The 5,268-nt window shown below is 34.6% G+C and carries 5 protein-coding genes; 2 read left to right on the plus strand and 3 right to left on the minus strand.

Features of this window, described 5'->3' with window-relative positions; all coding sequences use genetic code 11:
- Positions 1–128 precede the first annotated feature (128 nt).
- Both J7J00_RS27670 and J7J00_RS27675 read right to left on the minus strand, forming a co-directional pair.
- Positions 129–1,226: a copper resistance D family protein gene (locus J7J00_RS27670; RefSeq protein WP_214796397.1), complete on the minus strand. Its 1,098-nt coding sequence runs from the start codon at positions 1,224–1,226 to the stop codon at positions 129–131.
- Between the two features lie 3 nt (positions 1,227–1,229).
- Complete coding sequence (locus J7J00_RS27675) at positions 1,230–1,784, minus strand: copper resistance CopC family protein (RefSeq protein ID WP_214796399.1); 555 nt, start codon at positions 1,782–1,784, stop codon at positions 1,230–1,232.
- A gap of 117 nt (positions 1,785–1,901) precedes the next feature.
- Here J7J00_RS27675 and J7J00_RS27680 point away from each other — a divergent pair, with 117 nt between their 5' ends.
- Positions 1,902–2,222 (plus strand): ArsR/SmtB family transcription factor, encoded by a 321-nt coding sequence (locus J7J00_RS27680; protein ID WP_214796401.1) that lies wholly within the window; start codon positions 1,902–1,904, stop codon positions 2,220–2,222.
- An 11-nt stretch (positions 2,223–2,233) separates the two neighbouring features.
- Positions 2,234–4,936, plus strand: coding sequence for a heavy metal translocating P-type ATPase (locus tag J7J00_RS27685; RefSeq protein ID WP_214796403.1), 2,703 nt, complete (start codon positions 2,234–2,236; stop codon positions 4,934–4,936).
- 161 nt (positions 4,937–5,097) lie between these two features.
- On the opposite strand, the gene J7J00_RS27690 is transcribed toward J7J00_RS27685, so the two are convergent.
- The coding region (locus J7J00_RS27690; RefSeq protein WP_286201619.1) for a DinB family protein at positions 5,098–5,268 on the minus strand (171 nt) is incomplete at its 5' end.

The following is a 5,268-nucleotide window of genomic DNA, read 5'->3' on the forward strand; positions in this document are numbered from 1 at the left end:
TTTTTTTATTAAACAATAACACCTGTTAGTTAAAGAAGAAAAAGCTGCCTTAAGACAACTCCGATCTTCAGCTAACGCACCCGTTAGTTCATTAAGAAAAGCGATTCTTATTCCAGAATCGCGCCATCTTATCGGATGCTTACCATTAATGACAAATATGTAGCAACTACAAATAATACACTCATTGAGAAACCTAATAGGATAGGTGCTCTCTTTACATATGACAATATTGTTAGTCCCAAGAAGGATAAGGCTAATAATAATAACATTACACTGTTAAATTCAAAACCAAAAACTATTACTAAATTGCCTGTTATATTTCCTTGATATAAAAGGTCAAATAATCTAGACACTCCTGATGCAGCAATTGTTGTTTCAATATCATGAGGTGGCTCTTGTTGCCCTAATGCAGCAGTAGCAGAGAAAATTAGAAATACAATTAAACTCTCAGCTTTCGTCCAAGGCCTTGGATTATAATTATCATTATTTTTTAATTTTTTTCGTATCAAAATACTATTAATTAAGACATAAGCCAATAAAGGAGCAATGAGAAGATGTTTAATTAAAAGTGCTTGTCCATAAGGAAGAATCCAAGAATTTGCATAATCTTTATAATCGATCACTACAGTCATTAAAAAAAGTCCTGATATAACAGTTATCAAGAAACAAATTAATGCAACGGGTGTAAACCATTTTAAAAATTTCATCCAATTTAAGTGGCTTTTTGAGGCCCAACTAACCACGAATAAAATTCCTACCCAAATAGTTACTGCAAGAAAATGAATAGTGTGTACAAGGAATCCTTTCCATCGCTCTATAGAACTAGCATGACTGGACCAACCTAGTGCAAGAATTAATATGAACGTAATGACAATACCAATGTATGCATATAGTTGATTCTTTCGATAATCAAACCAAACAATATAAATAAATAATAGATTTGAGAGAAAGCACGTAAAAATCCAGGCTTTTCCCACTTCAAAAGTAAAAAGAACCGATTTAAGTGTTTGCTTAAACCCAATGTCCTGATAAAGATATAAAATCACTTGTAAAACGGGTATAAATGAAAAGATTGCTATACCGGCTGTTGCTAGCATTAATACACCTTTAGGTACATTAAAATCGGGTCTATAAGTACTGGGGACAAGCCGTAGAATAAATCTCCCAAGTAATAGAGAAAAACAAAGATATAATAACGGCTCACTGATGATTCCGATCATAAACATTTTTTATTTCTTCCTCCTCCTTAGCCAAAGGAAACTTCCAATAACTACGACAAATAAAACAACTGAAATGGAGGGGATTATATAAGAAGGCACGTTACTTTGTTGTACTTCCTGTTTTGTTTTTTTTGTGTTGCTTGCTTTATTATCTTCTTGTTTTCGTTCTTCTTCTGTTTCTCCCTTATTTTCAACGTAGGCTTCATCTATTGGTACATCTACGGAGAAGGAAAACGTACCTTCTATCGGATGTCCATCTGCACCAATGATCTTCCAGTCAACTTTATAATTTCCATTCTCTAAAGGTTGAAAAAAGGTAGCCCACATTTCTTCCTCCTCGATCACAAAGTTTCCTAGTTTAACAGGTTCTCCGTTTGAATTTGAAACATTAATTATGCTGTTTTGTTCAACTTTTGTCCCAAAAATTAAAGTTAACTCCTGAATGGGTTCTGTTATTACTTCACCATCTTTAGGTGTTGAGATTTCCAGAGAAGTGTGTGCTAGTGCTTGATTTGGAAATAAAACAAATACAAATAAAAAGAATAGTAAGAAATTTTTTGTCATTTCACGGACTCCTTATACATAGTTAAATTTCAATCTTTTTGACACACATATTAGTCAATGCTAATATGATGATAACAAAACACATTAGTTCTGTCTAATATGTTAGGAGGTAAATATATGCAAAATATTGATATAGATATGAAGGTTAAACTAATTCATGGATTTTCTAATAAAACAAGGATACAAATTCTCGAAAGTATAAAAAGTCAGGAAAAAACTGTGTCTCAAATTGTAGAAGAAATTAAGGGGAATCAGTCTAATATTTCACAACACCTTGCATGTTTAAAAGGTTGTGGAATTATTGTTGGAAGGAATGAAGGAAAATACTGCTATTACAGTTTACGTAATCAGCATATACGAGATTTATTAGCAATGTTCGACGTAGTTCTTGAAGATGTTCAAAATGATGTTGCATGCTGCAAAAGTCATATAGATTAGGAGTGGTTAAAATGGCTGACAAATGCTGTAATTCAAATAACGAAGCCGAAAATAATGAAAATAGGACGGATAGTTGTTGTAGCTCCACCAATTTAGATATAAAACAAGAAACCTCAGGTTGTTGTACAAGTAACAAAGATTCAGTAAATAGCTTTAATTCAATACCTGTTTTAATACAAGCAGAAACTAGTTGTTGTAGCAGTAATGCATCAAAGGAAACAGATAAAGAATTAGAGAAAATAAGCTGTTGCAGCACTTCCCTTCCAAGTGAAAAAAAACAAGAAACAAATAATTGTTGTAGCAGTATTACAACAATTAAAGAAGATGAAACTTTAGTGAAAACAACCTGTTGTAGTAGTAATGAACAACAGACAAACGAGACAATCTCGAATCCACTTTATTCTGTTGAGAAGATGGCATACAGAGTTCAAGGAATGGACTGTCCAGCTTGTGCAAAAACCATTGAAAAAGGTTTAAGTACATTAAAGGATATCGCTGAAGTAAAGGTTAATTACAGTACAGCGAAAATGCAGGTGACTGCAAGTCACCTTGATGCTTTTATCCCGATAGAAAGTGAAATCAAAAAGCTTGGATATTCTGTTGAGCCTTTAAACCAAAAAGGGAATATAAAAACGTTGGAAATTGAGGGAATGGACTGTGGTAGTTGTGCTAAGAGCATAGAAAACCACTTGAATACCCTCTCATCCGTTACAAATGTCAGTGTTAATTTCTCTACTGGGAAAATGAAAATTGAACATTCCGATAGTGTCGAACATATTATTTCTGAGGTTTCTAAAATTGGTTTTAAAGCTTCATTACAAACAAATAATAAGAATTCGATACAGACTAACAAAAATAAAAACGACAAAGGCTTAATTATCTTGTCTGGAGTATTAATTGCTCTCGGTTTTATCGGTTCATTTAATGGGATTTCTCCTATAATGTCGACGATCCTGTACGCTATTGCAATGGTTATAAGTGGTTATAAACCAGTCAAGAGTGCATTCTATGCAATAAAAAGTCGTTCTCTGGATATGAATGTTCTAATGTCTGCTGCGGCTATTGGAGCTGCTCTAATAGGTGAATGGCTGGAAGGAGCTACCGTAGTTTGGTTATTTGCAATCGGTAACTTACTACAAACAAAATCAATTGAACGTACAAGGAATTCGATTCGTAATCTTATGGATTTAGCTCCTCCTGAAGCTTGGGTCAGTGTTGGTTCAGAGATAATTAAAAAACCAGTTGAAGAGATAACAGTTGGTGACATTATCATTGTTAAACCAGGCGATAAAATTCCATTAGACGGTGAGATCATCCAAGGATCAACAAGCGTCAATCAGGCTCCTATTACAGGAGAGTCCATTCCTGTAGATAAGGAAATTGGTGATACAGTTTATGCAGGAACTATAAATGAAAATGGTTCTCTTGAGGTTAATGTCACAAAGTTAGCAGAAGATACGACCATATCAAAAATTATTCACTTGGTTGAAGAAGCACAGGAACAAAAAGCGCCAACAGAAGCATTTGTAGATAAATTCGCAAGTGTTTATACACCTATTGTATTTATTTTAGCTTTGGCAATTATGGTGCTACCTCCACTCCTTGGATTTGGCACTTGGGGAGACTGGTTTTATAAGGGACTCGAACTGTTAGTTGTAGCTTGTCCTTGTGCTTTAGTGATTTCTACTCCTGTTGCGATCGTATCAGCCATTGGGAACGCTGCGAAGAACGGAGTCTTAATTAAAGGTGGTACGTTCTTAGAAAAAGCAGGTGCCATTACTGCCATTGCATTTGATAAAACAGGAACTTTGACTGAAGGGAAGCCTAAAGTATCAGAAATCAAAGTATCTAACGTATCAGAGGAGGAATTACTTTCAATTGCATTAACATTAGAAGATTACTCAACACATCCTATAGCCAAAGCGATTGTTGGATATGCAAAGGAAAAAGGAATTCAGCCTAAAAATGGCGAGTTATTCAAAAGTATCGTAGGAAAAGGCGTTCAAGCAACAATTAAAGGAGATATCTTTTACGCTGGAAATCTAAAACTATTCGAAGAAATGAATGTATCTTTAGAGGATGTAAAAAACCATGTTCAAGATATACAAAACAATGGGAAAACGGTAATTATTATCGGTACAAATCATCAAGTAATTGGTATGATTGCAGTTTCTGATACAATACGTGAAACAACGTCATCAGCATTAAAGGCTTTAAAACAAAGTGGAGTTAAACAAACTGTAATGTTGACTGGAGATAATGAAGGAACTGCAAAAATGATTGCTTCAGAAGCTAATGTTAATCGTTATTTTGCAGAATTATTACCAGAGGATAAAGTAGATGCCATAAAGAAATTACAAAATGAAGGACATAAGGTGGCAATGGTAGGAGACGGTATTAATGATGCTCCAGCACTTGCAACAGCAGATTTAGGTATTGCTATGGGTGGTGCAGGAACTAACACTGCAATGGAGACAGCAGATATTGTTTTAATGGCTGATAATCTTGATAAACTTCCTCATACAATGAAGTTAAGTAGAAAAGCTTTAACTATTATTAAACAAAATATTTGGTTCTCCGTAATTATTAAAGTAATTGCATTAGTCCTAATCTTTCCTGGCTGGCTTACACTTTGGATGGCTGTATTAAGTGATACAGGTGCTGCATTAATTGTTATTTTAAATGCAATTAGGTTGTTAAAATTTAAAGAATAGATATTCATGAGATGTTTCTTGATAAGAGACATCTCATTTTTTTACAAATAGAATTCTTATGGCACTAACCTGCCCCGTTAGTTCCATAAGACTGTTAGTTCATTAAGAAAAGCGATTCTTATTAAAGAATCGCGCCTGTTTGTGAAATCGGCAAAGGCAGTCTAATTATCGAATAGCCCTCTTCCTCTCAGATTTGCGGAAACAGGCTCCTTTCCTATTTCACGTGCCCATATAGATAACTGGCCAATATGGTGGATTTCATGGACAATGATATGACGTATGATCTCTCCGTGAGGACATTCAATGACTCGGCGCCGGATTGGTGCGTCTCT

Origin of the sequence: Bacillus sp. ISL-4 (assembly GCF_018613275.1) — a bacterium.
Lineage (GTDB): Bacteria > Bacillota > Bacilli > Bacillales > DSM-1321 > Peribacillus > Peribacillus simplex_E.